The sequence below is a fragment of the Minwuia sp. genome (genome assembly GCF_048007105.1).
In the GTDB taxonomy this organism is placed as follows: domain Bacteria; phylum Pseudomonadota; class Alphaproteobacteria; order Minwuiales; family Minwuiaceae; genus Minwuia.
In genome coordinates this window covers 4,108,598-4,134,612 of the sequence record NZ_CP180352.1, presented here as the reverse complement: position 1 = coordinate 4,134,612, position 26,015 = coordinate 4,108,598, and the positions used below count along the sequence as shown (strand labels likewise).

At 66.8% G+C, this 26,015-nt stretch carries 27 protein-coding genes, 1 tRNA gene and 1 pseudogene; 12 read left to right on the top strand and 17 right to left on the bottom strand.

Annotated elements, in window-relative coordinates; translation table 11 throughout:
- Positions 1-4: 4 nt before the first annotated feature.
- Both ACMVY4_RS20095 and ACMVY4_RS20090 read right to left on the bottom strand, forming a co-directional pair.
- Positions 5-1,804, bottom strand: coding sequence for a L,D-transpeptidase family protein (locus ACMVY4_RS20095; RefSeq protein ID WP_416897726.1), 1,800 nt, complete (start codon positions 1,802-1,804; stop codon positions 5-7).
- Positions 1,805-1,897: 93 nt separating this feature from the next.
- Positions 1,898-2,542: a hypothetical protein gene (locus ACMVY4_RS20090; protein WP_416897725.1), complete on the bottom strand. Its 645-nt coding sequence runs from the start codon at positions 2,540-2,542 to the stop codon at positions 1,898-1,900.
- Between the two features lie 156 nt (positions 2,543-2,698).
- On the opposite strand from ACMVY4_RS20090, the gene ACMVY4_RS20085 reads away from it, so the two are divergent.
- A tRNA-Ile gene (locus tag ACMVY4_RS20085) sits at positions 2,699-2,775 on the top strand.
- 21 nt (positions 2,776-2,796) lie between these two features.
- Here the strand turns inward: ACMVY4_RS20085 and ACMVY4_RS20080 are convergent.
- Together ACMVY4_RS20080 and ACMVY4_RS20075 are read right to left on the bottom strand one after the other, a co-directional pair.
- Positions 2,797-3,024 carry a hypothetical protein gene (locus ACMVY4_RS20080; protein WP_416897724.1) on the bottom strand — a complete coding sequence of 76 codons (228 nt, stop codon included), beginning with the start codon at positions 3,022-3,024 and terminating at the stop codon, positions 2,797-2,799.
- 52 nt (positions 3,025-3,076) lie between these two features.
- Positions 3,077-3,322 (bottom strand): annotated as a pseudogene (locus ACMVY4_RS20075) (PhnE/PtxC family ABC transporter permease); the annotation flags it as partial.
- A gap of 261 nt (positions 3,323-3,583) precedes the next feature.
- Here ACMVY4_RS20075 and ACMVY4_RS20070 point away from each other — a divergent pair.
- The gene (locus ACMVY4_RS20070; protein WP_416897723.1) at positions 3,584-4,177 is read left to right on the top strand and encodes a hypothetical protein; all 594 of its coding nucleotides are present in this window, start codon (positions 3,584-3,586) and stop codon (positions 4,175-4,177) included.
- Here the strand turns inward: ACMVY4_RS20070 and phnE are convergent.
- From phnE to phnF, 4 genes are all read right to left on the bottom strand, one after another.
- A complete protein-coding gene (gene phnE / locus ACMVY4_RS20065) occupies positions 4,147-4,995 on the bottom strand; it encodes a phosphonate ABC transporter, permease protein PhnE (protein WP_416897722.1) in 849 nt (282 codons plus the stop codon). The genes ACMVY4_RS20070 and phnE overlap by 31 nt on opposite strands.
- A gap of 89 nt (positions 4,996-5,084) precedes the next feature.
- A complete protein-coding gene (gene phnD / locus ACMVY4_RS20060) occupies positions 5,085-5,987 on the bottom strand; it encodes a phosphonate ABC transporter substrate-binding protein (protein WP_416900361.1) in 903 nt (300 codons plus the stop codon).
- Positions 5,988-6,039: 52 nt separating this feature from the next.
- Positions 6,040-6,858: a phosphonate ABC transporter ATP-binding protein gene (gene phnC / locus ACMVY4_RS20055; protein ID WP_416897721.1), complete on the bottom strand. Its 819-nt coding sequence runs from the start codon at positions 6,856-6,858 to the stop codon at positions 6,040-6,042.
- Positions 6,859-6,946: 88 nt separating this feature from the next.
- Positions 6,947-7,678, bottom strand: a complete 732-nt coding sequence (gene phnF, locus ACMVY4_RS20050) for a phosphonate metabolism transcriptional regulator PhnF (protein ID WP_416897720.1) — start codon at positions 7,676-7,678, stop codon at positions 6,947-6,949.
- A 136-nt stretch (positions 7,679-7,814) separates the two neighbouring features.
- Here phnF and phnG point away from each other — a divergent pair, with 136 nt between their 5' ends.
- The 9 genes from phnG to phnN are packed head-to-tail and all read left to right on the top strand — an operon-like array spanning position 7,815 to position 14,833.
- Positions 7,815-8,270: a phosphonate C-P lyase system protein PhnG gene (phnG, locus tag ACMVY4_RS20045; protein WP_416897719.1), complete on the top strand. Its 456-nt coding sequence runs from the start codon at positions 7,815-7,817 to the stop codon at positions 8,268-8,270.
- A gap of 2 nt (positions 8,271-8,272) precedes the next feature.
- Positions 8,273-8,878 (top strand): phosphonate C-P lyase system protein PhnH, encoded by a 606-nt coding sequence (gene phnH / locus ACMVY4_RS20040; RefSeq protein WP_416897718.1) that lies wholly within the window; start codon positions 8,273-8,275, stop codon positions 8,876-8,878.
- A 1-nt stretch (position 8,879) separates the two neighbouring features.
- The gene (locus ACMVY4_RS20035; RefSeq protein ID WP_416897717.1) at positions 8,880-9,974 is read left to right on the top strand and encodes a carbon-phosphorus lyase complex subunit PhnI; all 1,095 of its coding nucleotides are present in this window, start codon (positions 8,880-8,882) and stop codon (positions 9,972-9,974) included.
- Positions 9,975-9,982: 8 nt separating this feature from the next.
- On the top strand, positions 9,983-10,852 hold the full coding sequence (locus ACMVY4_RS20030; RefSeq protein ID WP_416900360.1) for an alpha-D-ribose 1-methylphosphonate 5-phosphate C-P-lyase PhnJ: 870 nt from the start codon (positions 9,983-9,985) through the stop codon (positions 10,850-10,852).
- Positions 10,849-11,658: a phosphonate C-P lyase system protein PhnK gene (gene phnK / locus ACMVY4_RS20025; protein ID WP_416897716.1), complete on the top strand. Its 810-nt coding sequence runs from the start codon at positions 10,849-10,851 to the stop codon at positions 11,656-11,658. Before ACMVY4_RS20030 ends, phnK begins: the two co-directional genes overlap by 4 nt.
- A gap of 3 nt (positions 11,659-11,661) precedes the next feature.
- Positions 11,662-12,369: a phosphonate C-P lyase system protein PhnL gene (gene phnL, locus ACMVY4_RS20020; protein ID WP_416897715.1), complete on the top strand. Its 708-nt coding sequence runs from the start codon at positions 11,662-11,664 to the stop codon at positions 12,367-12,369.
- Positions 12,370-12,427: 58 nt separating this feature from the next.
- Positions 12,428-13,135: a DUF1045 domain-containing protein gene (locus ACMVY4_RS20015; protein WP_416897714.1), complete on the top strand. Its 708-nt coding sequence runs from the start codon at positions 12,428-12,430 to the stop codon at positions 13,133-13,135.
- Position 13,136: 1 nt separating this feature from the next.
- Positions 13,137-14,279: an alpha-D-ribose 1-methylphosphonate 5-triphosphate diphosphatase gene (locus tag ACMVY4_RS20010; protein ID WP_416897713.1), complete on the top strand. Its 1,143-nt coding sequence runs from the start codon at positions 13,137-13,139 to the stop codon at positions 14,277-14,279.
- 2 nt (positions 14,280-14,281) lie between these two features.
- Entirely contained in the window at positions 14,282-14,833 is a 552-nt protein-coding gene (gene phnN / locus ACMVY4_RS20005) for a phosphonate metabolism protein/1,5-bisphosphokinase (PRPP-forming) PhnN (RefSeq protein ID WP_416897712.1), read from the top strand.
- Here phnN and ACMVY4_RS20000 read toward each other — a convergent pair.
- The 6 genes from ACMVY4_RS20000 to ACMVY4_RS19975 form a co-directional block, all read right to left on the bottom strand.
- Positions 14,830-16,083 carry a dienelactone hydrolase family protein gene (locus ACMVY4_RS20000; protein WP_416897711.1) on the bottom strand — a complete coding sequence of 418 codons (1,254 nt, stop codon included), beginning with the start codon at positions 16,081-16,083 and terminating at the stop codon, positions 14,830-14,832. The genes phnN and ACMVY4_RS20000 overlap by 4 nt on opposite strands.
- Before the next feature lie 28 nt (positions 16,084-16,111).
- On the bottom strand, positions 16,112-17,680 hold the full coding sequence (locus tag ACMVY4_RS19995) for an SDR family NAD(P)-dependent oxidoreductase (RefSeq protein WP_416897710.1): 1,569 nt from the start codon (positions 17,678-17,680) through the stop codon (positions 16,112-16,114).
- A complete protein-coding gene (locus ACMVY4_RS19990; RefSeq protein WP_416897709.1) occupies positions 17,677-18,534 on the bottom strand; it encodes an ABC transporter ATP-binding protein in 858 nt (285 codons plus the stop codon). The genes ACMVY4_RS19995 and ACMVY4_RS19990 overlap by 4 nt, the downstream gene beginning before the upstream one ends.
- Positions 18,531-19,394: an ABC transporter permease gene (locus ACMVY4_RS19985; RefSeq protein WP_416897708.1), complete on the bottom strand. Its 864-nt coding sequence runs from the start codon at positions 19,392-19,394 to the stop codon at positions 18,531-18,533. The genes ACMVY4_RS19990 and ACMVY4_RS19985 overlap by 4 nt, the downstream gene beginning before the upstream one ends.
- Positions 19,384-20,394 (bottom strand): ABC transporter permease, encoded by a 1,011-nt coding sequence (locus ACMVY4_RS19980; protein WP_416897707.1) that lies wholly within the window; start codon positions 20,392-20,394, stop codon positions 19,384-19,386. The genes ACMVY4_RS19985 and ACMVY4_RS19980 overlap by 11 nt, the downstream gene beginning before the upstream one ends.
- Before the next feature lie 163 nt (positions 20,395-20,557).
- Positions 20,558-22,111 (bottom strand): ABC transporter substrate-binding protein, encoded by a 1,554-nt coding sequence (locus ACMVY4_RS19975; protein ID WP_416897706.1) that lies wholly within the window; start codon positions 22,109-22,111, stop codon positions 20,558-20,560.
- 118 nt (positions 22,112-22,229) lie between these two features.
- Here ACMVY4_RS19975 and kynU point away from each other — a divergent pair, with 118 nt between their 5' ends.
- The gene (gene kynU / locus ACMVY4_RS19970) at positions 22,230-23,432 is read left to right on the top strand and encodes a kynureninase (protein WP_416897705.1); all 1,203 of its coding nucleotides are present in this window, start codon (positions 22,230-22,232) and stop codon (positions 23,430-23,432) included.
- Here kynU and ACMVY4_RS19965 read toward each other — a convergent pair.
- The 3 genes from ACMVY4_RS19965 to ACMVY4_RS19955 are packed head-to-tail and all read right to left on the bottom strand — an operon-like array spanning position 23,425 to position 25,975.
- A complete protein-coding gene (locus tag ACMVY4_RS19965) occupies positions 23,425-24,408 on the bottom strand; it encodes a P1 family peptidase (protein ID WP_416897704.1) in 984 nt (327 codons plus the stop codon). The two genes, kynU and ACMVY4_RS19965, sit on opposite strands and share 8 nt — an antisense overlap.
- Positions 24,408-25,217 (bottom strand): ABC transporter permease, encoded by an 810-nt coding sequence (locus ACMVY4_RS19960; RefSeq protein ID WP_416897703.1) that lies wholly within the window; start codon positions 25,215-25,217, stop codon positions 24,408-24,410. The genes ACMVY4_RS19965 and ACMVY4_RS19960 overlap by 1 nt, the downstream gene beginning before the upstream one ends.
- On the bottom strand, positions 25,214-25,975 hold the full coding sequence (locus tag ACMVY4_RS19955) for an ATP-binding cassette domain-containing protein (protein WP_416897702.1): 762 nt from the start codon (positions 25,973-25,975) through the stop codon (positions 25,214-25,216). Before ACMVY4_RS19955 ends, ACMVY4_RS19960 begins: the two co-directional genes overlap by 4 nt.
- Positions 25,976-26,015: the final 40 nt, after the last annotated feature.

The window sequence follows — 26,015 nt, the reverse complement described above, 5'->3', positions numbered from 1 at the left end:
CGCCTCAGCCCTTCTTCTTGGCGGCGTCGGCGCGGGTCAGGGTGCGGTCTCGCGGCGTGTACAGGGGGGCCTGCTGTTTCACCGAGGCGATGTACGGCTGGCGGTCGTAGACGTCGCGCCAGAAATTGACGCCGCCGTCGCCGTCAGCCGTGACCGTGAAATAGGTGATGTGGACCGGGATCCGTTCGCCGACGCCCATCCACTTGTGGTCCTTGCGGCTCAGCTTCTCGTCGACCTGTTCCGGCCGCAGCACGGGGTCGCGGCTGGCGATCCACTTCGCCATGTCCTCGGGGCGTTCCAGGCGGACGCAGCCGGAGCTGAAGGTCCGCTTCGCTTCCTCGAACAGGTGCACGGACGGCGTGCCGTGCATGTAGACCGAATACTGGTTGGGGAAGATGATCTTCAGTTGACCCAGGGCGTTGTTGTCGCCGGGTTCCTGCACCAGCTTGTAGCGCTTCGCCGACGACGGATCGTTCCAGTTGACGCTGTAGGCGCTCACCTCGGCCCCGGACGCACGTTCGAAGACGCGGAAATTGTTCTGGCGGGCGTAGCTCGCGTCCTCGCGCAGCTTCGGCATCTTGTCCCGGCGCAGGATGCTGACCGGTACGTTCCACTTCGGCGAGGTGACGACATACTCGACCTCGTCGCTGAAGATCGGCGTCTGCCGGTCGGGCCGGCCGACAATGGTCTTCATCGAGATCTCGCGGTGGCCGGCATTCCAGCCTTCGGCGGTGAAGGAGGGGATGTTGACCCAGACATGGCGTTCGCCGAAGTCACCCTGCTTGCGCAGCCGGTACATGGTGTCGACGATGCGGTCGATCTTGGATTCCACGCTTTCGTTCAGCGCCTCCAGGGTGTTGGGACCCAGAACCCCGTCATCTTCCAGCCCGTGTCTGCGCTGGAAGGCCTTCAGCGCCGTGACGGTCCCGGCATCGAAGCGGTCCGGCTGATCCATCAGCATCGGACGGCCATCGCCGAAGCCCTCGACGGCCAGACGTTCGCGAAGCGCCGGGATGCGGGCGTCGCGCTCGCCTTCGCGCACGATGCCGCCCGCCGGAATGGCGAGCCAGCCGCCACGGTCGGCGATGCCGCGGTATTGCTCGAGCGCGGATTTCAGCTTGCTGAACTGCGGATGTTCCGGTTCCAGACTGTCCAGCGCGGCCTCGATACTGCCGTTGCCCGCGTTCACGATGGCCCTGGTCAGCTTGGCCTGGTTCGGCCCGAAGCGGCGAGGTTCCGCGGCTTCGCCTTCGTCAGACAGGCCGTTGCTCACTTCGCCTGCAAGGCGCAGGAAGATGGTGCTGAGACCGATGTCGGCCTCGGCGGCGACCGCAGGATCGGCGCTGTTCCGGCGCTCGATCAGGTCGTCGATCTGCTGCAGCCCGCCGTCCTCGATGACGATCCCGCGCGAGAAGGAATCCGCGGCGGTGTCGTAGAGGTCATGGGCGGATTCGGCGGTCCAGATCGGCTCGAAGAGGTACTGGGCATAGGCGGCACGAAGCGCCGTCACGACGCCTTTGTCGGTCTGCCCGCCGAGCCGTTCCTCGATCTCGCCGCCGAGCACCTGAGCCTCGATCTCGCGGCGCAGCGGTTCGCTGGCGGGCCGCCCGGCGCGCGCCTTCGTCGCGTCCGAGCCGATTGCCAGCGGCCCCTGGTGCGGCGTTCCCATGTGCTGGGCCTCGACGGACATCGGCAGCAGGACGCCGGCAGCCGCCATCGCGGCGACGGCTGCCCTGGTGCCGGTGAGCCTGCGGCCGGGCGCCGGGCGTGTCGTGATGTTCTGATAGAGGATGTTCGCGCTCATTGGTCTCGCTCTTAATTATTGTGTTCTGGAGCGTGCCCCGGGGGAGGCGGATCCCCCGGGGTTACTGGTCCGGGCTGGTCGCCCGAGGCTGGATCAGCGAGCGGCGCTGATCATGCCGAGACCCGTCGCGACGTCGCCATTGCCGGCAACGATGGTCGAATGGGTCAGCAGTTCGCCGTTCGGGCGCTGGCCGGCGGTGGAAACCGGTTCGGCATTGCCGAGGCCGGCGTTCATCTGCCAGGCGGTCCGGATGTAGAGCGCGGTCAGCTCGATGTCGGCTTCAGCGGCCTCGACTTTGTCGAACTCGCGGCGGACCTCGACCAGCTGATCGACGTAGCCCAGCGTGACCGGCGCCAGATCCAGGCCTCGGGTCGAGTTGTCGATGATGACCTTGCGGAGCTTCTCGGCCGAGTCATCGGTCCAGACCGGCGCATAGCCGTTCGTCTCGTAGACCTCGCGCAGTGCCGCGATCAGATCCGAGCGGACGACGCCGCGCAGGTCGGCGCCGACATAGCGGTCGAGAACCTGGCGCTGAACGTCGGCGCGGGTCGGCTCGACGCCGAAACGCTCGGGGTCGATGGCGACGGCGGCCGGCGCCGCGGCTCCGGTGTCCTGCGCCTTGGCGGTCATGGGTATGAGGATTCCGGCAGCGGCGAGCGCTATGAGGGCTGCCTTGAGACGGGGGGCCGCCAGCATGTTCTGGGTGACGGCGGTATGCTTGGTATCGAAGGTGTTCATTGTACTACTCACTTTGTTTGTTATCGAACACGCCTTCGATGTGTGCATCCCCTTCGCCCCTGCCGACTGGCCGTATTGTCGCGCCGGATTTTCGGGGATAATCCCTTGGGAATCCGCCGGTTTCGCGATATTCAGCGACGTGCCGCGCCGCACGGCGGGCCCGTAGCTCAATTGGTTAGAGCCGGCCGCTCATAACGGTCTGGTTGCAGGTTCGAGTCCTGCCGGGCCCACCACTTTCCGCCTCGGTCGAAGCGTTACCGGTCGTCGCCCCGGATCAGGCGCCGTCTCAGCCAGGTCGAGGCGGCGTCCATCGCGATCACCAGGATCACGGTCAGGATGATTATGTAGAAGGTGTTCTCCCAGTCGCGGGAGGTTCGCATGGTCTCGACCAGCATCAGGCCGATGCCGCCGGCGCCCAGCGCGCCGATCACCGTCGCCGAACGGGTGTTCGATTCCAGATAGTAGAGAGTTCTGGGAGACAAGGATCGGCAGCACCTGCGGGATCACGCCGAAGCGGTAGGTCTGCGTGCGGGACGCGCCTGTGGCGGTCACGCCCTCGACCTGCCGGCGGTCGATATTCTCCAGCGCTTCGGAGAAGAGCTTGCCGAGCGAGCCGGTATCGGTGAAGGCGATGGCCAGAGCGCCGGTCAGCGGGCCGAGACCAAAGGCGCGGATGAAGATCAGCGACCAGATCAGCATGTCGATGCCGCGCACGAAGTCGAACAGGCGTCTGACAACAAAGCGCAACGTGCCCGAGGGCGTGAAGTTCCGTGCCGCCATGAAGGCCAGAGGCAGCGCCACGAAGGCGGCCGTGAAGGTGCCCAGCACCGCCATGAGCAGGGTCTCGAGCAGCGCGATGAAGACTTCGCCATGCTGCCAGTCCGGATTGTGCCAGAAGCTGTCGAAGATGAAGGCCGCGTTGGACTGCGCCGGGTCCAGCCGTTCGCCGCTGAAGGCGAGACCGGCCAGTTCGCCAAGCGAATAGGCGTTCAGCGTTGAATCGAAGGGGAAGAGGAAGTTCTCCCAGCCGCTGAAGTAGTTGTGGACTTCCATCTTCGCGCGGCTGACCTGAACACGGCGCGACAGGTCGGGCCGGGCATCGAACTTGGTCGATGTCGCCCGCAGCCAGTCCGGCGCCGGCTGGTCGTCGGGCAGTTCGGTGACGATGTCCCGGTCGACGACGGAGACCCGGATGTCGCCATATCCGGGCACCACGAACCGCAGGCTCTCGCCCTCGATCAGGACGCGGTAGCCCTCGCCGAGATCGACATCGACGCGGCCGCCGTCCAGCGTGACCCAGTCCGGCGGGTCCTTGTAGGTCGCCGTACGCTCACCCTCGACGGCGATTTCCACTTCGCCGGTCCGCATCGATTTCTCGACATGGGCCTTGTGCGCGACGGCATCGGTCGCCAGCAGCACGGCGCGCTCCGGGCGGGCGCTCGCGATCAGACCGGTCACGTCGAAGGCCAGCCATGCATAGGCGAGATAGGCGAGCACGCTGGTCAGGATGGCGAAGCCGAGGAGATAGCCGCGGCGGACCGAGCGGACGACCGCGTCGACCCTCATCTGCGGCGCGCCGGCGCCGTCGGTGGCGATCGTGCTCATCAGACCTTCTCCGCCTGGGTGATGCGCTGACGCATCCAGGACGATGCCTGGTCGATCAGGAAGATCGACAGCACCAGCAGCAGGAACAGTGCGGCGGTCTCGTCACCGGCGCCCTGACCCCAGCCGATCGTGCGGCGCAGCTCCGAACCGATGCCGCCGGCGCCGACGAAGCCCAGAATGGCCGAGGCGCGGACATTGATCTCGAAGCGCATCATGAAATAACTGAGATAGTTGGGCAGGACCTGGGGCAGCACTGCGAACTTCATGCGCTGGAACCAGGTCGCGCCGCAGGCCTGCAGCCCCTCCACCGCCTTGAGATCGATGTTCTCGTTCACTTCGGAGAACTGTTTGCCCAGTGCGCCGGTGGTGTGGAAGGCGACGGCGATCATGGCCGGAACCGGGCTGGTGCCGAGCACGAAGATCAGGAACAGCGCGATGATCAGCTCGGGGAAGGCGCGCATCACGTCCATCACGCGGCGCGCGACCGGCACCAGGGGCGGCCAGATGCTCAGGTTGCCGGCCCCCAGAAAGGCGAAGATCATGCCGAACAGGCCGCCCAGAATGGTCGCGACGGCGGCGATGTTGAGCGTCTCGATCAGGGCGGGCAGGAACTGCCACATCAGGCCGAAGAAGGCCGGGCCGGCCTCCCATGCCTCGACGACGATTTCGCCGGGATAGTCGAAGAACTTGGACAGTCCCGACAGGAAGCCGCCCGAATTCATGCTGTTCGCCTGGCCGTAGCCGGCAATCATGATGGCGGCGAAGACCGCGAGCGTGGCCATGGAATAGAGCTGGCGGCGCTTCCGCATGGTCAGCAGTTCGGCGCGCAGCAGGTCGGGCGAGGTCATTGGCGCATCCGGTCGGTGGAGGTGTCCGGTTCAACGGCAAGCGGGCGGCCCGGAGAACCGGACCGCCCGCGCCATGGTCTGATCGGTGATCAGTTGGACTTGGCCGCGCGGGCTGCGACGATGCTCTCGTAGTCGGCGTGGCTGATCGGGGCGATCGCCTTGATCTCGCCGGCCATGAAGCCGTAGGCGCATTCGGGATCCATCGAAGGCAGGCTGGCCAGCATGGCGACGACCTTGATCTTCACCTCTTCCGGCAGCGCCTTGCGCAGCACGATCGGGCCTTCGGGGATGACCTTGGAGCGCCAGATCTCCTTCAGCTGGGTCATGTCGACCAGGCCGGCGTCCACCGCCTTGCGGAAGGCGCCGGAGTTGTAGCCGTCTTCCCAGTTGCCCAGACCGTCGGCCCAGCTGACGCCGCCGTCGATGTCGCCGTTCTGCACGGCGATGATCGTCTGCTCATGACCGCCGGTGAAGACGACGTCACCAAAGTGATCGCCCGGCTTCATGGAGTAGCCGGCCTTGGGGATCTCGATCGACGGGATCAGGTAGCCCGAGGTCGAGTTCGGGTCGCCGAAGCCGAACTTCTTGCCCTTCATCTCATCCAGATTGTTGATGCCGCTGTCGATACGGGCGAAGCCGATCGAGTGGTAGCCGAAGGAGCCGTCGGCGTTGATCTTGGTCAGCACCGGCTCCACCGCGTTCGGGTCGGTCAGGAAGACCTTGGCGTAGCCGGAAGCGCCCAGCCAGGCCATGTCGAGGTTGCCGCCCAGCAGGCCCTCGATGACGCCGTTGTAGTCGGCCGGCGCGAACAGCTTCGTCGGGACGCCCAGCAGCTTCTCGGTCTTCTCCTCGAGGCAGGCATTGGAACGCAGGCGGTCGGAGGCGTTCTCGCCGCCCAGGATGCCGATGCGGAACTCGGAGATGCTGTCGGCGGCCATCGCCGTGGTGGAGAGCATGGCCGCGCCGGCGGCGAGGCCCAGTATCCTGGTCATCTTCATGGTCGTTTCCCTTCCGTTGATGTGGTGAGCGGGGTTCTGTCGGGACTTAGGCGACGGCGGGCCGCAGCGGCTCAAGCGGCCTGCGGCTGCCCGAAATCGAGGTCGAGGTGGTGGATTCGTCGATGTCCTGATCGGCGCCGTAGATGTCCCGTACAGCGCGCGCGGTCAGCTCCGAGGGCAGGCCGTCGAACACCAGTTCGCCGTCGCGCATGCCGATGACCCGGTCGCAATAGGTGCGCGCCGTGTCCAGCGTGTGCAGGTTGCAGAGCACCATCATCCCGTCGCGCTCGTGGATTTCGCGCAGCGACTGCATGACGATCTCGGCGGAGAGCGGGTCCAGCGAGGCAATCGGCTCGTCGGCCAGGATCATCTTCGGGTCCTGTGTCAGCGCCCGTGCGATGGCCACGCGCTGCTGCTGGCCGCCGGAGAGCGTTTCCGCGCGCTGCAGGGCCTTGTCGGAGATGCCCAGCCGGTCCAGCGCGGTCAGCGCCAGCTCGACATCGGCCTGCCCGAAGATGCTGAACAGGCTGCGGATCATGCCATGTCCGTTGAGCCTGCCCAGCATGACATTGGTGACCACGTTGAGGCGCGGCACCAGGTTGAACTGCTGGAAGATCATTGCGCAGTCGCGCTGCCAGGCCCGCTTCTCGGCGCCGGTCAGCGCGAGCACGTTCCGGCCTTCGACCCGCACCTCGCCGGACGTGGCGGGCGTCAGCCGGTTGATCATCCTCAGGAGCGTCGATTTTCCCGCACCGGATCGACCGATAACGCCGACCATCTGGGGTTCGCGGACATCGAACGACACGTCGTTGACCGCCACGACCTTGTCGCCAAAGCGCTTGGTCAGACCTTTTACTTCCAGCATTCCCCGCCTCCTGACGGCAGGCAGGGATAGTGTCGGGTGATGACGTTGGAATGACTCTTGGATGAACTCTTTATGACGGTCGGGGCCGTCAGACGCTGGACTCGCCCTCGACCGTGATTTCGATGCGGTCTGCCGCGAAGCGGGTCTCGGAGAGCTGTATCGGCGTTCCGCCGGTATCCGTGTTGACCGCGCGGGCGACCATGACGATTCCACCGTCGGCCAGGTCGAGCGCCACCGCTTCATTGGGCAGGGCGCGGCGTGCGGACAGTGTGGTCCCGCGGCGCACATAGTCGGGGACGCCACAGGCCGAAAGCGCCTGCGTGATCGATCCCGATTGCCTCAGCGCCCCGGGCAGAGCGCGGAACCGTTCCGCCTCGAACCAGTGCGTGGCGAAGCTGAGCGGTGTGTCGTCGGCCAGGGCCCGGGTCTCCAGCATCAGCACTGCTGCGCCGGACCGGAGATCGAGAGCCTCGGCGACCGTCGCATCGGCCTCGACTTCCACGGACCGGAGCAGATCGATCCGTCCGCGCACGTTCTGTGCCTCCAGCGCGGCCGAGAAGCGCGTCCGCCGTCCGATCGGATAGGTGAGCCGCGGCTTGCCGGTGACGAAGCTGCCGCGGCCGTGTTCGCTGCGGATCAGACCTTCCTGCGCGAGTGCGCCCAGGGCGGCGCGGACCGTGTGGCGGTTGACCGCGAATCGGCGTGACAGCTCGGCCTCGGTCGGCAGCTGCCCGCCGCGCTCGCGTTGCCAGATCGGCAGATCGTCGCGGATACGGTCGGCAATCTGGCGCCATAGCGCCACGCCGCGCCTGTCACGCACGCCGGATGTCTCCTGCAACCCGCTCAAATTCAGTCCTCCGTCATACGGACGTCACACCGACAGTATAGCGAGGAGAAGCTGCTTGCATAGTTGTATAGACAAATATACAAATATGCCCGTCGACAGGGAGCGCGAAATGTCCGCCAGCACTGAAACCGTCAGCCGCCGTGAACGGATGGCCGTCCTTGCCCGCGCCGAAGGCGGCGATCTGGCGCGGTGCTGGAAGTCGCTGGGCGTCGACCCGGCCTTCGAGATGATCCGCGGCCCCGAAACAGGTCTGGCAACTGTGCGCGGCCGGATCAGCGGCGACGGGGACCCCTTCAATTTCGGCGATGTCACCGTGACCCGGGCGACGGTCCGCGTGGATTCAGGGCAGGTCGGCCACGCCTACAGGCTCGGCCGCGACACCGCTGCCGCTCGACTTTGCGCGGTGATCGACGCGCTGGCGCAGGATCCGGCGATGGCGCAGCGGATCGACGAAGCTGTCACCGGACCGCTTGGCCGGTCGCTGTCGGAACGGGACCGCCGCCGCCGGGCCGAGACCGAGGCAACGCGCGTCGACTTCTTCACCATGGTGCGGGGGGAGGACTGACCATGCAGACGGAATTGCTGCAGGGCGGGTTCGCCGATCCGGTCCTGGAGGCCCAGTCGGTCTTCCGGGCGTTGATGGCGGCGATGGCGGAGCCGGGAACGGTGCAGACCTTCTCCGCGGAGATGGCGCCGCCGCCCGCGCTGCCGTCGGCGCTGGCCGCGATTGCCTGCACCCTCTGCGACACCGATACGCCGGTCTGGCTGGACGCGCCGCTGGCTACCGACAAGGCCGTCCGTGGCTGGCTCGCCTTCCATACCAACGCGCCGCTTGCAGCGGACCCGGCCCTGGCGCAGTTCGCGCTGGTGGCCGATCCGGCGGGTCTTTCGCCGCTGCCGGATTTCGCCATTGGCGACGACGCCTATCCCGACCGCTCGGCAACGCTGGTGCTGGCCTGCAGCGGATTCAGGGAGGGCAACGCCGTCGATCTGACGGGGCCGGGTATCGAGGACCGGCGGCGGTTCGGACTTCCGGCCATGCCCGCCGGGTTCCGGGACTGGTGGGAGAGGAACGGCGCATTGTTCCCGCGCGGCGTGGACCTTTTCCTGGCGGCCCCCGAAGGCGTGGCGGCGCTGCCGCGCACGACCCGCATCTGCTGGCGGGAGGACTGACATGTATGTGGCCGTAAAGGGCGGCGAGGCCGCCATCGACAACGCGCACCGGCTGCTCGCCGACCGGCGACGCGGCGACCGAAGCGTCCCCGAACTGACGCTGGAGCAGATTTCGGGTCAGCTGGCGCTGGCCGTCGACCGGGTGATGAGCGAGGGCGCGATCCATGACCGGGAACTGGCTGCGCTGGCCATCAAGCAGGCCCGCGGCGACCTGATCGAGGCGATCTTCCTCGCCCGCGCCTACCGCACGACCCTGCCGCGTTTCGGTTACACCCGGCCCGTGGACACCGGTTCGATGCAGGTGGAGCGCCGCATCTCGGCGACCTTCAAGGATCTGCCAGGTGGCCAGCTGCTCGGGCCGACCTTCGACTACACCCACCGCCTGCTGGATCAGGGGCTTGCCGAGGGCGGCGAGCCGCCGGCGCCCGAGGCGCGAGGCGGCGCCGAGGAGCGCATGGTCCGTGTCAGCGACATCCTCGGCCAGGAAGGCCTTGTGGAGGACGCGCCTGCGAGTGGCAAGGAAGCGCCCGACGATATTGCGCGGACCCCGATGACCTACCCTCTCGACCGTGACGCCCGGCTCCAGGCCCTGTCCCGCGGCGATGAGGGTTTCCTGCTGGCGATGGGCTACTCGACCCAGCGCGGCTACGCCCGCAGCCACCCCTTCGCGGGCGAGATCCGCATCGGCGAGGTCGAACTGGAACTGGATGTGCCCGAACTGGACTTCGCCGCGCCGCTTGGCCGCATCCAGGTGACCGAGTGCCAGATGGTCAACCAGTTCAAGGGCTCGGCCAAGGCGCCGCCGCAGTTCACCCGGGGCTACGGTCTCGTCTTCGGGCAGTCGGAGCGCAAGGCGATGGCCATGGCGCTTGTCGACCGCGCGCTCCGGGCTACCGAGCTCGGCGAGGATCTGACGGCGCCCGCGCAGGACGAGGAGTTCGTCATCGCGCATGCCGACAACGTTCAGGCGACCGGCTTCGTGGAGCATCTCAAGCTGCCCCACTACGTCGATTTCCAGTCCGAACTGGAGCTTGTCCGCCGCATGCGGGCCGAGCACCGGGAACGGCCCGGGCTGAATGCGGAGGCCGCGGAATGAGCGCGCAGATGCAGACGGTCTCCGGCTACAACTTCGCCTATCTTGATGAGCAGTCGAAACGGATGATCCGCCGCGCCATCCTGAAGGCCATCGCTATTCCCGGCTATCAGGTGCCCTTCGCCAGCCGCGAGATGCCCATGCCCTATGGCTGGGGCACGGGGGGCGTGCAGGTGACGGCGTCGGTCATCGGACCCGACGACCGGCTGAAGGTGATCGACCAGGGCGCCGACGACACCACCAACGCCATCTCGATCCGCAAGTTCTTCCAGCGGACGACCGGCGTCGAGGTGACCACCTCGACCACCGAGGCGAGCATCATCCAGACCCGCCACCGCATCCCTGAGACGCCGCTGAAGGCAGGGCAGGTGTTGGTTTATCAGGTGCCGATTCCCGAGCCGCTACGTTTCCTGGAGCCGCGCGAGACCGAGACCCGGACCATGCATGCGCTGGAGGAATACGGCGTCATGCACGTGAAGCTCTACGAAGACATCGCCCGGCATGGTCATATCGCGACCACCTATGCCTATCCGGTGAAGGTGCACGGTCGCTACGTGACCGATCCCTCGCCGACGCCGAAATTCGACAATCCGAAGATGAACCGTTCGAAGGCGCTGCAGCTTTTCGGCGCCGGCCGGGAGATGCGGATCTACGCCATCCCGCCACACACCGACGTGGTCAGCCTGGACTTCGAGGACCATCCCTTCACGGTCCAGAAGTTCGACCGTCCCTGCGCCCTCTGCGGCGCGGAGAACGTGTTTCTCGACGAGGTCATTCTCGACGACCGGGGCGGACGCATGTTCGTCTGCTCGGACACCGACAACTGCAATGCCCGCCAGGCCGACGGCCATCGCGGCGCTCAGCCGGAGGCGGCGGAATGAACGCGCATGCCGGGATCGCGAAGACGGATACCACGAGCGGGCCGCTGCTGCAGGTCCATGGACTGAGCCACTGGTACGGCGAGCGGATGGGTTGCATAGACGTCGATCTGGAAATCTGGCCGGGCGAGGTCCTCGCGATCGTGGGCGAGAGCGGCTCGGGCAAGACGACGCTGCTGAACTGCGTCTCGGGGCGGATGCAGCCGACCGGCGGCCGTATCGACTACCGTGGACGCGATGGCCGGATGCAGGATCTCGGCGCGCTGACCGAGGCCGAGCGGCGCTATCTGATGCGGACCGACTGGGGCTTCGTGCACCAGAACCCGGCCGACGGGCTGCGCATGAGCGTGTCCGCCGGCGCCAATGTCGGTGAGCGGCTGATGGCCGTCGGCAACCGGCACTACGGGCGTATCCGCGAGACCGCGCTGGACTGGCTCGGACGCGTCGAGATCGCGGACGACCGCATCGATGACCAGCCGACCACCTTTTCGGGCGGCATGCGCCAGCGGCTCCAGATCGCCCGCAACCTGGTGACCGGTCCGCGCCTGGTCTTCATGGACGAACCGACCGGCGGCCTGGATGTCTCGGTGCAGGCGCGCCTGCTCGACCTGCTGCGCGGTCTGGTGGGCGAACTGGGCCTGTCGGCGATCATCGTGACCCATGACCTGGCTGTGGCGCGACTGTTGTCGCAGCGGATTCTGGTGATGAAGGAAGGGCGCGTGATCGAAAGCGGGCTCACCGACAGGGTGCTCGACGATCCGCAGGCACCCTACACCCAGCTTCTCGTTTCCTCGATCCTGCAGGCCTGAGCGATGGACCGTCTTCTCATACTCACTGGCGTCTCCAAGACCTTCACCCTGCATCTCCGCGGCGGCGTCAGCCTGCCGGTGGTCCGGGGCGTCGAGTTCTCGGTCGCGGGCGGCGAGTGCGTGGCCCTCGGCGGCGCGTCGGGCGCGGGGAAGAGCTCGATCCTGAAGATGATCTACGGCAATTACGGCGTCGGATCCGGGCGCATCGAGATCCGCCATCGCGGCGAGGCCGTGAATCTGGCGCAGGCCGACCCCCGCACGGTGTTGGACGTCCGGCGGGAGACCCTCGGCTATGTCAGTCAGTTCCTTCGGGCCATTCCGCGTGTGTCCGCTCTCGATGTCGCCGCGGAGCCGCTGCTGATGCTCGGCGTCCCGGCTGACGAGGCGCGGGACCGGGCTGCGGCCATGTTCGCGCGGCTGAACCTGCCGGAGCGGCTCTGGGCGCTCCCGCCGGCGACGTTTTCCGGCGGCGAGCAGCAGCGGGTGAACATCGCCCGCGGCTTCCTGCCCGATCATCCTGTCCTGCTGCTGGACGAGCCGACCGCGTCGCTGGACCGTCAGAACCGCGACGTCGTCATCGCCCTGATCGCCGAGAAGAAGGCGGCAGGTGCGGCCCTGCTCGGAATCTTCCACGATGCCGACGTCCGGGACGTGGTTGCGGACCGCGTCGTCGACGTCGCCGCGTTTGCTCCTGATACCGAAGCGGCCTGATGCTTCGCACGATTGTCATTTGCTCCGGCTATCACGATCTCAAGCGGGGAGGTCAGTGATGCGCTACGCCGTCTATTTCACCTTTGCACCGGATGAGGAACTGGGCCGCGTGGCGACCCAGTGGCTCGGACGTGATGTCTTCACCGGAGACCGCGTATCCGCGCCGGTCCTGCGCCACCTCAATTCGGCCGAGATCGCCTTCCATACGGCGGCCGCGCGCCGCTACGGCTTCCACGCGACCCTGAAGGCGCCATTCCGGCTTGCCGACGGCGTCCACGAGGACGATCTGATCAACGAGCTCCACCGGTTCACGGCCGCCGAAACGCCGTTCGCGATCCCCGGTCTCCGGATCGGACGCCTGTCGCGCTTCTTCGCGCTGGTGCCGTCGGCACCCGCCCCGGAACTGGACGCGTTTGCCTGCAACGTCGTGATGAATTTCGACCGGTTCCGCGCACCGCTGACCGAGGCCGAGATGGCGAAGCGGCAGCCGGACCAGCTCAGCGTGGCGCAGCTGCGCAATCTCTACCGCTGGGGATATCCGCATGTGCTGGACTGCTTCCGCTTCCACATGACGCTGACCGGTCCTGTGCAGGATCATGAGGCCCCGGCCGTCCGGGCCGCCCTGCATGAATGGTTCGATGAGGCCCTGGCGAAGCCCGTGGGGATCGCCTCGCTGTCGTTGTTCGTGGAGACCGAACCGGGCGCACCGTTCCAGGTGCGCGAACATGTCCGCATGAGTGCCGAGTCGCAGAGGATGACCGCCTGATATGACCACAGAGACCGTTCTCACCAACGCCCGTATCGTACTTGGTGATGAGATCGTCGATGGCTCGGTCCTGATCCGCGACGGCCGCATCGCCGATATCGGCAGCGCCACGGCCGCGGCATCCGAGGACATGAACGGCGATTATCTGACGCCCGGTCTGGTGGAACTCCACACCGATCATCTGGAAGGTCACTATGCCCCGCGGCCCAAGGTGCGCTGGAACCCCCGCGCGGCCGTCCTGGCCCATGACGCCCAGATCGCGGCCTCCGGCATCACGACGGTGTTCGATGCGCTTCGGGTCGGCGACCACGAGCGCGATGACGACATGGCCGCCGCGGACATGGTGATCCTCGCCGATACCATTCAGGAAGTGGCAGAGAGGGGACTGGCGCGCGCCGACCATCTGATTCATCTCCGCTGCGAGGTTTCGGCGCCCAACTGCATTGAGGCGTTCGAGGGCATGGCTGAACGCCCCATGGTGAAGCTGGCCTCGCTGATGGATCACGCGCCGGGCCAGCGCCAGTTTGCGGACATCAATGCCTACAAGACCTATTATCAGGGCAAGCTCGGCATGACGGACGCCGAGTTCGAGGCCTTCTGTTCGCTGCGGATCTCGCAATCCGAGGCCAATTCTGCTCGGCACCGGGCGGCAATTTCCGCCTTCGCCCGCGAACAGGGTATCGTGCTGGCCAGCCATGACGACGCCACCGATGCGCATGTCGGCGAGGCGGTCTCCGACGGCGTGCGCATAGCGGAGTTTCCGACAACCGAGACCGCGGCCCGCGCCAGTCACGGCAACGGGATGTCCGTTCTGATGGGGGCGCCGAATGTCGTCCGGGGCGGATCGCATTCGGGCAATATCGCGGCCCGGTCGCTGGCCGAGATCGGGGTGCTGGACATTCTCTCCTCGGACTACATCCCCTTCAGCCTGATGCAGTCGGCCTTCATGCTGGCCGATACGGTCGAGCGGATCAGCCTGCCGGAAGCGGTGGCGATGGCGTCGCGGAATCCGGCCAGGGCCGTCGGGCTCGACGACCGCGGCGAGATCGCGGCAGGCAAGCGGGCCGATCTGGTTCGGGTGCAAGTCGATGGCGGCGTGCCGGTGATCCGGACCGTCTGGCGCGAGGGCCGAAGGGTTGTCTGACCTTGTCTGAGACAGGCGGACTGGTCGTCATCGTCGGCCCCAGCGGTTCCGGCAAGGACACGCTGATCGACCGCATGCGCGATGTATTCGACGGCGATCCCGGGGTGCAGTTCGTGCGCCGGACCGTCACGCGTCCGGTCCAGCCCGGCACCGAGGACCATGACAGCCTTTCCGAGCGCGACTTCGAAGCCGCAGAAGCTCGCGGGTCCTTCTGCGTGACCTGGCGCGCCAACGGTCTCGCATATGGCTGGCCGGCGGAGTTGAAGGAACAGATTTCGGACGGCGCGGTAGCTATCGCCAACGGGTCACGGCAGGCCCTGCCGTCGATCCGCGCGGTGTTCCCGAAGGCGAAGGTCGTCGCGCTGACCGTGAACGAGGACGAACTGCGCCGGCGGCTGCACGCGCGGGGCCGCGAAACGGCAGAGCAGATCGAGGCCCGTATCCAGCGTTCCCTCGATTCCAGGGTCCGGGGGCCGAACGTGGTCACAATCGATAATTCCGGCGCCGTAGGCGACGCCGCCAGGGAGCTGGAACGGCTGATCCGTTCGGTCTAGATCGGCTTGCCGTCGCTGGTCGCCCAGGCCTTGCGCATCAACTGGTTTGACGGACGGGTCTCGTCGACCAGCTTCTTCGCCGTATCGGCGCCCGCGACCGGCAGTCCCTTGGGATCCAGCTTGCCGATCTGCACCAGCACCGAGGCCTGATCCCAGTAGATGTGTTCGTGATAGAGTTTGTCGCCCCGGAAGTTGACGATGGCGACCAGCGGCACCTCCACATAGCGGCCGGTGGGTTCGATGCCCGGCAGCATCCAGTCGATCTCGCGGGTGTGGGTGAAGCAGAAGATCATCTCGTCGACCAGGCGGTCCGCACCGATGGTGCGGCTGATCGGGATCAGCTTCGTGTCCTCGGGGTTCGAGTCCACGAAGTGATACTTGTAGAAGCGCTTCAGATGATCGTGGCCGACGCCGCCGGTCATCGTCGGAATGTGGTTCACGTACGGCTCGGCCACCATCGTGTCCATGGTCGCGTCCACGTCGCGGGTGGCGAACTCGTAGTAGCAGTGCATGTCCCAGAGGTGCTCGAGGTCGTAGATCGGACCCAGCACAGAGCGCAGCGCGGCGAGTGTCCGCGAATGCGCCATCATGGTCGACGGCTTGTCGAAATGATCTCGGCCCGGGGTCGCGAAGGCGTGGTCCTGCCCCTCGTAGAGATAGCACTGGACATGCGGCTTGCCCTCGGCTGCGGCCGTGATCTTCTCGCGGGCCTCGGCGGGGCAGAACTGATCCTCGCCGGCGAAGTGCAGCACGACCGGGCTGGTGATCCCGCCAAGTTCGTCGAGGTGGTTCTCGATGCCGACGCCGTAGTAGCCGACAGCGACATCGACATCGGTGCGGGCCGCCGACAGATAGGCCAGCAGGCCGCCAAGGCAGTAGCCGACGCAGCCGACCTTGCCCTTCACATCGGCCATGCCGCGCAGCGCTGTGATGGTGGCCTGGATGTCCTCGACGCCCTTCGCGACGTCGAACTTGCCGTAGAAGTCGAAGGCCTTCTGGAAATCCGCCTCGCCGTATCCGAGTTCGACGCCCGGCTCGATGCGCCAGAACAGGTCGGGCACGATGGCGACATAGCCTTCCTCGGCATAATGCTCGGCCATCGACTTCATGTAGTCGTTGATGCCGAAGATCTCCTGGATCATCACCAGTCCGGGGCCGGAGCCCTGTTCCGGTTTGCAGACATAGGCCCGGAAGCTGCCGCCATCCGCAGCGCTGATCTGGACGAATTCACCGGTGTTCTTCGCAAGCATTCGATTGCCCCTGTAGTCGAAACTGTCGTCAGACGTATTGCATCATGTCCTTCTGGACGGCGATCGGATCGGCCTCCAGACCGGCCTTGATTCCCTGCGCCATGCCGCCGGGGAAGCATTCCCACTCGCCGGCCTCCAGCGCATCCAGCGCCGCGACGGCCACATCCATCGGGTTCTCCTTGGGCGGCGGCATGTTGCGGCTCATGTCGGTGTCGATCGCGCCCGGCATGACGGCCAGCACCTGGATGTTGTCGTTCTGCCACTCGGCGCGGATGCCCTGGGTCGCGCTGTAGGCGGCGGCCTTGGAGGCGGCCAGCGAGCCCATGATCGGCAGGTTGATCAGTGACAGGATGGACAGCATGTTGATCATCGCCCCGCCGCCATTGCCCTTGAGTACCGGGTGGAAGGCGCGCGCCATGTCCAGCAATCCCAGATAATTCGTCCGGATCTCCGTCTCGGCGGAGGCGTTGCTGCCCGAGGCCATCAGGTGGATGTTGTGGTTCACGCCGGCATTGTTGATCAGCAGGTTGACGTCCGCCGCGGCCTTCGCCGCCGCCTCGATCTGGGCCCTGTCGGTGATGTCCAGGCTGACCGGGACGATCGGAACGCCGCCGATCTCCGACGGCAGGCCGGCGGTGTTGCGCGCGGCGGCGTAGATCTTCTTCACGCCGCGCCCGGCCAGCGCCTCCAGAAAGCACGTGCCGACGCCGCGGTTGGTGCCCGTGACGAAGGCCACGCTGTCCTTGATCTTCATGCCCGTTCTCCCAGTCGCCGCACTGCGGTCCAGCCATTCCGGATCGGGCTCCGGCAGGGGGATCGCAGCGATCAGTTCGCGTGTGTAGGCGGACCGCGGCGACGAGAAGAGGCGTTCGGACGGCCCCTCCTCGACGACGCGGCCATGCCGCATGACATAGACACGCTCGCACAGATGCCGGACCACGGAAAGATCGTGGCTGATCAGGGCGACCGTGAGGTTGCGCCGTTCCGAAAGGTCCCGCAGCAGCCGCAGCACCTGGGCCTGGGTCGAGACGTCGAGGCCCGAGACGATCTCGTCGGCGAGGACAAAATCCGGTTCCGCCGCCAGTGCCCGGGCGATGCCGACGCGCTGGCGCTGGCCGCCCGACAGTTCATGCGGATAGCGGTCCAGATGTTCGCGGTCGAGGCCGACTTCGCCGAGTAGTTCGGTCGCGCGTTCGGCGCGGCCGCCGGCCGTCAGCTCGGTCCGGTGGATCGACAGCGGCCGGTCGAGAATGGTGCGGATGGTCTGGCGCGGGTTGAGCGAGGACAGCGGGTCCTGGAAGATCATCTGCAGACGCCGTCGCAACGGCCGCATCTCGTCTTCCGTCCGCCGCGTGATGTCCGCGCCATCGAAGCGGACCGTGCCGCCCGTCGGCTTGTGCAGCCGCACCAGACAGCGGCCCAGCGTGGTCTTGCCAGAGCCGGATTCGCCGACGATGCCGATGGTCTCGCCCCGCGCCGCGGTCAGACTGACGCCATGCAGGATGTCGATCCGGGGACGGGCGCCGACAAGCCAGCGCCGGTTACCGACAGCGAAGGACAGGCGGATGTCGCGTGCCTCGATCAGCGGCGCGCTCACGACGCCTTCTCCTTCGCGAACCGGGCAACTTCGGATTCCAGTTGCTCGAAGGTGGCTTCGGAGATCGGCGTCATGCCCAGCTCCGGCCGGTCGAAGCGCGGACTCGCGTCCATCAAGGCTCTTGTATAGGCGTGAGCCGGTTCGCCGAAGACCTGCGCTGCAGGGGCCTGCTCGACCACCATGCCGGCGTAGAGCACGGTCACGGTATCGCAGATCTGGGCGACGACGCCGAGATCGTGGGTGACGAAGACAATGGCCGCGTCGTGGCGGTACTGCATGTCGCGGATGAGCTTCAGAACCTGCTTCTGCACCGTGACGTCCAGCGCCGTCGTCGGTTCGTCCGCCAGGATCAGCCGGGGCTCGGTCGAGAAGGCGGAGGCGATCAGCACCCGCTGACGCATCCCGCCCGAAAGCTGATGCGGGTAGCTGTCCAGTACGCGCTCGGGATCGTGGATGCGGACATCGCGGAGCAGGCCGATCATCCGCTGCCGCCGGTCGGCACGGGGCGTCCGGCCGGCCCGGTCCATGGCGTCGCCCAGCTGTGCGCCTATCTTCCGCGACGGGTTCAGTGCCGACAGCGGGTCCTGCGGAATGAAGGCGATCTCGCCGGACCTGCCGACATGGCTGGCGCGGTGATCGTGCCCGGCGACCCTGATCGCGCCGCCTGTCACCTGCAGCGCCTTCGGCAGGATGCCCAGGATGGCCTTCGCCAGTGTCGACTTGCCCGCGCCGCTCTCCCCGACGAGGCCGTGGATCGAACCGGGCTCCACGGTCATCGAGACCTGCCGCAGCACCGGCGCACCGGTCGCCTTCACGGCGACGGAGAGATCGCGGATGTCGAGCGCCGCCGTCATCGCCGGAGCACCGGATCGACCTGACGGCGAAGCGCATCGCCGAAGCGGTTGAAGGCCAGCACTGTCAGGCAGAGCGCGCCGAGCGGAAAGACCAGCACCCACCAGGCGTAATGGATCACCTGCCGGCCCTCGGCGATCATGCCGCCCCAGGTGGGTGTGTCGGAAGCCACCGACAGCCCGACGAAGGAGAGGATCGCCTCGACGATGACGGCGATGCCCATCTCCAGGCTGAGCAGGACGAGAATGGTCGGCCAGACATTGGGCAGGATCTCGCGCCAGAGCGTCTGCCAGCGGGTCAACCCGACGATGCGGGCGGCGTCGACATAGTCCTCGGCGCGCTGTGCCAGCGTCTCGGTGCGGATCACGCGGCAGAACCGGGTCCAGTCGATGACCGCGATCGCGATCACCACAGAATGCAGGCCGGTGCCCAGAACCGCGACCAGCAGGATCGAGAGCAGCACCGGCGGGAACGACATCCAGACATCGACGGCGCGGCTGATCAGCGTGTCGACCCAGCCTCGGAAGAAGCCGGCCATCAGTCCGAGCACCGAGCCGAGCAGCGCGGCGGCGCTGGCGGCGAGAAAGGCGACGATCAGCGCCGTCCGGGCGCCGTGGATCAGCCGCGAAAGCACGTCGCGGCCGAGGCTGTCGGTGCCGAGCCAGTAGCCGGGTTCGGCGTCCGCAGACCAGGCCGGCGGCAGTTTCTCCAGCAGCAGGTCCTGTTCCAGCGGGTCCACCGGCGCGACGAGCGGTGCGAACAGAGCCAGCAGGATCAGGAACAGGATGAACCCGCCCGACAGCACCAGCGCGACGGCGCCGCCGGTCTCGACGCGCTTCATCGTCTCCGCGTCAGCCGGCATCGCGGAGCCTCGGATTGATCGCAACCGCCAGAACGTCGACGGTCAGGTTGATCAGGATGAACATGACGCCGAAGGTCAGGACCAGCCCCTGTATCAGCGGCAGATCGCGGTTGATGACGGCGTCGATGGCCATGTTGCCAAGGCCGGGATAGGCGAAGATGCGCTCCACGATCACGGTGCCGCCGAGCAGGAAGGTGAACTGCACGCCGGTCAGCGCCAGCGTCGGCAGCACGGCATTGCGCAGTGCCTCGCGCCAGATCACCGCGAACTCGCCGAACCCCTTCAGGCGGGCGAGAATGACATATTCCTGCGCCATCGCCTCGAGCAGGGCCGACTTCAGCACCCGCGCGATGACGGCGGCAAGGGGCAGCGCCAGCGCGAATGTCGGCATCGCCATGTGCGAGAGCACGTCCGCCGTGACGTCGAAGCGGAACCGCAGAAGGCTCTCGATCAGCAGGAAGTCGGTCACGAAGCCCGGATCGAGGACGGGATCGATCCGGCCTGAAACCGGCAGCACCGGCCAGATCACGCCCAGCAGGAAGACGAAGGCGAGAGCCCAGATGAACTCCGGGATCGCGAGCGACAGCCCGTTGGCGGTGTCGATGGCGTCGCCGGTCCAGTTCTCCCGCAGCCGGGTCGAAAGGACCGCGATGGCGGTGCCGATGACGACCGCGACGATCAGCGCGAGAAAGGCGAGTTCCAGCGTCGCCGGCAGGCGTCCCGCGACCAGCGTGACCACATCCTGGCGCAGGCTGATCGAGGTCCCGAAGTCGCCGGTCAGCATGTCGCCGGCCCAGATCAGGAACTGATCGACGAGCGACCGGTCGAAACCGTAGCGCGCCTCCAGCGCCGCGATATCGGCTGCGGTCGCACCCGGCGCGATCATCATGGCGATGGGGTTGCCCGGCACGGCGCGCAGCAGGACGAAGACGATCACCGCCACGCCGGCCAGCGTGACCACCGACAGCGCCAGCCTGATCCCCAGCATGCGCCAGATCATGGGCGTACACTCATGGTCTCTGTCCGTGAACGAACAACAACCCCGTCATGCCGGACCTGATCCGGCATCCGGTCAACCTTTCAGTCTCGCGGCGAAGCCGCTCCGGACCCCGGCTCAAGGCCGGGGTGACGGGGAGGTGCATGTCACCGGATCGGACCTTCGGCTACTCCTTCGTGATCCAGGCCGGCTGCAGCGCGCCGGAGACGTTCGGGACGACCTTGATGCCGTCGCGGACGACGATCGGCTGCACATACTGAAGCAGCGGGATCACGTAGCCCTGTTCGGCGATGTAGCGGTCGACGGCCTTCCAGCCGGCGATGCGCTTGGCCTCGTCCTGCTCACCCCAGAGCGGGCCGATCATGCCGTCCAGATCGTCGGTGTCCCAGACCGAGTGCGGCGAGGGGCCGAACATGGCGAAGCCCGTCGAGGTGGTCGGGTCGCCGATGGCGTTGCCCCAGTTGTAGAAGGCCGCCGGCGCCAGGGTGTCCTGGGCGCGGAGTTCGTAGTGCTTGGCGATCTCGTAGACCTCGATCTCCGCCTCGATGCCCACCTTGCGCCACATGCCGACGATGGCCTGGATCATCTCGTAGTCCTTCGGCTTGAAGCCTCGGGTGGTCTGGATCGAGAAGGTCACCGGGTTCTCCGGGCTGTAGCCGCTCTCCGCCAGCAGCGCCGCTGCCTTGTCCGGGTCGTAGGGCACGTCGATGGAGGCGTCGAAGGCCGAATATTCCGGCGCTTGAAGCGTGTCGATGGGCACGCCGTAGCCCTTCAGCAGCCGCTTCACGATGGCGTCCTTGTTGATCGCCATGTGGGCGGCCAGCCGGACGTTCTTGTCCTCCATCGGACCGACATCGTTCAGGAAGATCATGCCGATGTCGGAGACCGGCGTGGTCACGCCGTGCAGGCCGTCCTTGGCCGCCAACCGCTCGTAGTCCTCGTAGGGGATCTCCAGCGTGATGTCGGACGCGCCGCTTTCGACCTCGGCCACGCGGCTGGTCGCATCGGGCACGAACTTGAAGACGACGGTGTCGAACTCGGGCTTGCCGCCCCAGTAATCCGGATTGGCCTTCAGCCGCACGAAGCCGCCGCGCTCGAACTTGTCGACCATGTAGGGGCCGGTGCCGATCGGGTTGGCCTCGAAGCCTTCCGCACCGACCTTCTCCATGTAGGCCTTGGGCATGACATAGCCGGTCAGGAAGGCCATCCACTTGAACAGCGTCGGTTCGTAGGACAGCACGTCCGCGGTGATGCGGTTGCCCTCGATCTGGAAGTTGCCGATCTTCGACCAGATGAACTGGATCGGGTTGCCGGTCTCCTGCTTGCCGGCGCGTTCCAGCGAGAAGACGATGTCTTCCGGCGTGAAGTCCGATCCGTCGTGCCATTTGACGCCCTCGCGGACGTCCATCCAGACCTTGGACTTGTCGTCGTTCCAGCCCCAGGCGGTCAGCAGGCCCGGCTGGAAGGACAGATCCGGGCCCTGTGCCACGAACTGGTCGAAGACGCTGCGGTAGATGGCCTGAATGGTCGGGTTCACCGCCGAGAGACCCACGGTCGGGTCCCAGGACGGCAGCGCCACATTGTAGGCAATGGTCAGCGTGTCGCTGTGCGAGGCGGCGAAGGCGCGCTCTGCGGGCAGCGCCGTCGCCAGCCCGACGGCCAGCGCTGCCGCGGCGGCGATGCGGCCCAGACCGCGCCGTGTGATCGAAGTCGTCTGCATGGGTAGGCTCCCTCGGAATTCCCTGTTCCTGCCGTTCTTCAAACTCTAGTCGTAGGCTTCGCGTGATGGCAATCACGGCTTGGTGCCCGGCGCGGGCCGTTCGGCGGAGGCAGGGGAAATGGGCGGAATCGACAGGGCTTTGCCATGGAAGGACTGCTTCGTCCTGCCCGAGGGTGTGATCTATCTGGACGGGAACTCGCTCGGTCCACTGCCTGTGGCGGCTGTCCGGCGGGTCGCGCAGGCGGTCGAAGCGGAATGGGGCGGAAGACTGATCCGCGGCTGGAACGACGCCGGCTGGATGGCGCAGCCTGCCAAGCTCGGAGACAGGATCGGACGGTTGATCGGTGCGCCGGCCGGATCGGTTGTTCTGGGCGACACACTCTCGATCAAGGTCTATCAGGCGCTGGCCGCGGCGTTGTCGATGCGTCCGGAACGCCGCGTGGTGCTCTCGGATACGGGCAATTTCCCGACCGATCTCTACATGGCGGAGGGGCTGATCCGGCAGACGGGACAGGAGCACGAACTTCGTCTGGCCGAACCCGAAGCCGTCGAAGCGGCCATCGACGACCGGGTCGCCGCGGTGCTGCTGACCGAAGTCGACTACCGGACCGGCCGGAAGCATGACATGCGCGGGATCACCGAGGCCGCGCACCGGTCCGGTGCCGTGATGATCTGGGATCTGGCGCACAGCGCCGGCGCCGTCGAGGTGGACCTGGCCGCGTCGAACGCCGAGTTCGCCGCCGGCTGCACCTACAAGTACCTGAACGCCGGGCCTGGCGCGCCAGCCTTCATCTATGTCCGGCCCGACCTCGCCGAGCAGGCTGAGCCGGTGCTGCAGGGATGGTTGGGACATGCCGAGCCGTTCGCTTTCGAGACCGGCTACCGGCCGGGACCGGGGATCGAACGGATGCGGGTGGGGACTCCGCCGGTGTTGCAGATGGCGGCGCTGGAGGCCGCCCTCGACATCTGGGACATGGTGGACATGGCGAGCCTTCGCCGGCGGTCGATCGAACTCTCCGAGCTGTTCATCGCGGAGGTCGAGAGCGCCTGCCCGCACCTGCGGCTGGTCAGCCCCCGCGAGCCCTCGGAACGTGGCTCGCAGGTCAGTTTCGCCTTCGATCAGGGTTACGCGGCGATGCAGGCGCTGATCGCCCGCGGTGTGATCGGCGATTTCCGCGCACCCGACATCATGCGCTTCGGCATCACGCCGCTCTATCTCGACGAGGGCGATGTCTGCCGCGCCGCGGCGATCATAGCAGAGGTGATGGCGAGCCGGGCCTACGAGGCGCCGGAGTTCCAGGTTCGCGCGAAGGTCACCTGACCGACGAGCGGTAGCTCCGCATCCCGCCGACATCCTCGGCCAGCCAGACTGCTCTGGCGATGGCGCGGGCGAGGCAGTCGGCCGCCGCCGCGCCGATCTGGCTAAGGCCGGCTGGGTCCGGCGCAGGCCGCTTCGCTGTGGACAGCGCGAACACCGTATCGCCGTCGAAGGGCGTGTGGACCGGCCGGATGGCGCGGGCGAAGCCGTCATGCGCCATGGTGGCGACGCGCTTCGCCTGGCCCTTCGACAGCGTGGCATCGGTCGCGACGCAGGCGATGGTCGTGTTGGCTCCGGGCAGGGTATTGGCGAGCGCGACATCGCCCTGGCCGCGTGCTGCTGGTGGCGGATTGCCGCCGAACTCGTCGCCTTCCTCCAGCGCCCAGGCCCAGAAGGTCCGCCCGTCCGGCATGACGACGGAGCCCGTTGGATTGGCGGCTACGATGGCGCCGACGGTCACGGCGTTGTCGAGGACGATGGAAGCGCTGCCGAGCCCGCCCTTGAGCGGTCCGGCCGTGGCGCCGAGGCCGGCACCGGCATTGCCGAGAGCGAATTCGACTGCGGCATTGTCCACGGCTTTCTTGCCGAGGTCGCGGTAGGGCGGGTCCTCGCCCCAGGCCTTGTCGCCGCCGTTCATCAGGTCGAACAGGATCGCCGAGGGCACGATCGGCACATGGAAGCCGCCGATGGGAAAGCCGCGGCGGGCTGCCTCGAGACGACTCATGACGCCGCCGGCGGCGTCCAACCCGAAGGCCGATCCGCCCGACAGGCAGATGCCGTGGATCTGCTCGACCAGATTGGCCGGGTCCATCACGTCGATTTCCCGGGTCCCAGGACCGCCGCCGCGCACGTCGGCCGCGGCCACTGCCGGCTCGTCGGGCAGGATCACGGTGACGCCGGTGATGGCGGCCATGTCCTCCGCGTTGCCGATCATCAGGCCGGGAACGTCGGTGATCAGGTTCTTCGCTCCGGTCGCCATCAGCCTCGTCCCGGCGGTCCGCCGCCGCCCCTGAGACCCCGCGAGGGCGAATAGACCCAGAGCGCCGCCAGTGCGAAGGCCGCGAATGCCAGCAGCGAGAAGCCGAGGGCCGCCGGATCGAACTTCAGATAGAGCGAGTAGCGGATGAACTCGACGGCGTGGGTGAACGGGTTCACCTGACAGACCCAGTACAGGATCTCGCTGGATTCCTTCATCTTCCAGAGCGGGTAGAGTGCCGAGGAGAGAAAGAACATCGGGAAGATCACGAAGTTCATGATCCCGGCGAAGTTCTCGAGCTGCTTGATCGTGGCCGCCAGCAGAAGCCCGAGACTGCCGAGCATCAGGCCGCCGAGGATCAGCGCCGGCAGGATGGTGACGAATCCGGCGACCGGCAGGTCGATGCCGAATGCCAGCGCGATCACCAGGAAGGCGTAGACCTGCAGGATCGACACGAACGTGCTCGCCAGCAGGCGGCAGAACAGCAGGTACCAGCGGGGCAGGGGCGTCGTCATCAGCATCCGCATCGAGCCCATCTCGCGGTCGTAGACCATCGAGAGCGAACTCTGCATGCCGTTGAAGAGCTGGATCATGCCGCAGAGGCCGGGGACGATGTAGATCTCGTAGACGATATAGGTCTCGTAGGGCTCGATGATCGACAGGCCCAGCGCTGCCCGGAAGCCGGCGGCGAACACGACCAGCCAGACCAGCGGCCGGACCAGTGCTGCGAAAAAGCGTTCTCGCTGCTGGAAGAAGCGCAGCGTCTCCCGGTAGAGGATGCCCTGAAGGCAGAGGAGCCAGGGGTTGCTCATGCCGCCGCGCCCCGGCTGACGCCCTTCATCGGGGCCTGCGGCTTGCGGCCGGTGAGGCGGTCGAACAGGGTCGAGATGTCGTCGACATCGTGCTCTTCCAGCAGGGCGAGCGCCTCGCCGACGGCCTTCACCTCGCCCTGATTCAGCACGGTCACCCAGTCGCCCGCCCGGATCTCGTCGATCAGATGGGTCGCCCAGAGTACCGTCGTGCCCTTCTCGGCGGCCAGCGCATGTACGTCGTCCACGATCTGCCGCCGTGTCGGAATGTCGAGGCCGACGGTCGGCTCGTCCAGCAGCAGCACCTTCGGTTCGTGCAGCAGCGCACGGGCAATTTCCAGCCGCCGTCGGTGGCCGCCGTTGAGCGCGCGGACCTTGTCGCTGCGACGGCCCGCCAGATCCAGCCGCTCCAACTGCCGGTCGATCCGACGGGTGGCATCGGAGGCGCCGATCCCGCGCAGGCGGCAGAAATAGCGGAGGTTCTGAATCACGGTCAGGTCGAGGTCGAGGGTCTGCGACTGAAAGACGATGCCCAGATCCTCCAGCGCCTCCAGACTGCCGCCAGCGACCTCATGCCCGGCAATGGACAGGCTGCCCTTCTGCACCGGCAGAAGCTGCGTCAGCAGACCGTAGAGCGTCGTCTTGCCGGCGCCGTTCGGGCCCAGCAGCACGCCGAAGCGGCCAGCCGGAACCTCGAAGCCGACATCGTTCAGCGCCTGCTTCTTGCCATAGCTGTGACTGACGCCCGCGATCTTCAGCATCGGATTGCCGCGTTCCTCCCCCGTTGCGGCGAGACTAGCG